The 1906-nt window shown below is 55.3% G+C and carries 1 rRNA gene; it reads left to right on the top strand.

From position 1 onward, the window contains the following. Positions 1-293 precede the first annotated feature (293 nt). Positions 294-1832, top strand: a 16S ribosomal RNA gene (locus ABE960_RS14820). Positions 1833-1906: the final 74 nt, after the last annotated feature.

The raw sequence follows: 1906 nt of genomic DNA, 5'->3' as shown, positions 1-1906 counted from the left end.
GCGCATCGCAGGGTTGACACGACACGCCGATCACGTAGAATACGCCTTCCTCGCAGGGCGCCGGCGAGACCGCCACTTCACTGAAGTGAGCCGGGCACGACGGCACAGCGAGACGCTCCGCTCTTTTTTTCAGAGTCAGGAGCCGCTCTTTAACAATCGATCAGGTAATTCATGTGGGCGCTTGTCGGGATGTTGGTGACCAGTCACTGCAACATTCAAGGCAAGCGACTCGTCAAATGAGACGTTTGAACCTTGAGCCAGGTTTGGTTCCACCTTAGGAACTATCAGACTTTAAACTGAAGAGTTTGATCATGGCTCAGATTGAACGCTGGCGGCAGGCCTAACACATGCAAGTCGAGCGGAAACGAACCTAGCTTGCTAGGAGGCGTCGAGCGGCGGACGGGTGAGTAATGCATAGGAATCTGCCCGGTAGTGGGGGATAACCTGGGGAAACTCAGGCTAATACCGCATACGTCCTACGGGAGAAAGCAGGGGATCTTCGGACCTTGCGCTATCGGATGAGCCTATGTCGGATTAGCTAGTTGGTGAGGTAATGGCTCACCAAGGCGACGATCCGTAGCTGGTCTGAGAGGATGATCAGCCACATCGGGACTGAGACACGGCCCGAACTCCTACGGGAGGCAGCAGTGGGGAATATTGGACAATGGGCGCAAGCCTGATCCAGCCATGCCGCGTGTGTGAAGAAGGCTTTCGGGTTGTAAAGCACTTTCAGTGGGGAAGAAAGCCTCGGGATCAATACCCCCGAGGAAGGACATCACCCACAGAAGAAGCACCGGCTAACTCCGTGCCAGCAGCCGCGGTAATACGGAGGGTGCAAGCGTTAATCGGAATTACTGGGCGTAAAGCGCGCGTAGGCGGCTTGATAAGCCGGTTGTGAAAGCCCCGGGCTCAACCTGGGAACGGCATCCGGAACTGTCAGGCTAGAGTGCAGGAGAGGAAGGTAGAATTCCCGGTGTAGCGGTGAAATGCGTAGAGATCGGGAGGAATACCAGTGGCGAAGGCGGCCTTCTGGACTGACACTGACGCTGAGGTGCGAAAGCGTGGGTAGCAAACAGGATTAGATACCCTGGTAGTCCACGCCGTAAACGATGTCGACTAGCCGTTGGGGTCCTAGAGACCTTTGTGGCGCAGTTAACGCGATAAGTCGACCGCCTGGGGAGTACGGCCGCAAGGTTAAAACTCAAATGAATTGACGGGGGCCCGCACAAGCGGTGGAGCATGTGGTTTAATTCGATGCAACGCGAAGAACCTTACCTACCCTTGACATCGTGCGAACTTTCCAGAGATGGATTGGTGCCTTCGGGAACGCACAGACAGGTGCTGCATGGCTGTCGTCAGCTCGTGTTGTGAAATGTTGGGTTAAGTCCCGTAACGAGCGCAACCCTTGTCCTTATTTGCCAGCACGTAATGGTGGGAACTCTAAGGAGACTGCCGGTGACAAACCGGAGGAAGGTGGGGACGACGTCAAGTCATCATGGCCCTTACGGGTAGGGCTACACACGTGCTACAATGGCCGGTACAATGGGTTGCGAAGCCGCGAGGTGAAGCTAATCCCATAAAGCCGGTCTCAGTCCGGATCGGAGTCTGCAACTCGACTCCGTGAAGTCGGAATCGCTAGTAATCGTGAATCAGAATGTCACGGTGAATACGTTCCCGGGCCTTGTACACACCGCCCGTCACACCATGGGAGTGGACTGCACCAGAAGTGGTTAGCCTAACTTCGGAGGGCGATCACCACGGTGTGGTTCATGACTGGGGTGAAGTCGTAACAAGGTAGCCGTAGGGGAACCTGCGGCTGGATCACCTCCTTAAACGACGAATCATCGACACTCGGCAAGTGTCCACAATGAATTACCTGATCGAACGAGCAAAGACTGTTTGGGTC

Origin of the sequence: Halomonas aquatica (assembly GCF_040196335.1) — a bacterium.
Classification (GTDB): Bacteria; Pseudomonadota; Gammaproteobacteria; order Pseudomonadales; family Halomonadaceae; genus Halomonas; species Halomonas aquatica.
Note: the sequence above shows the minus strand (reverse complement) of the source record. Positions and strands in the feature narration are given on the sequence as shown.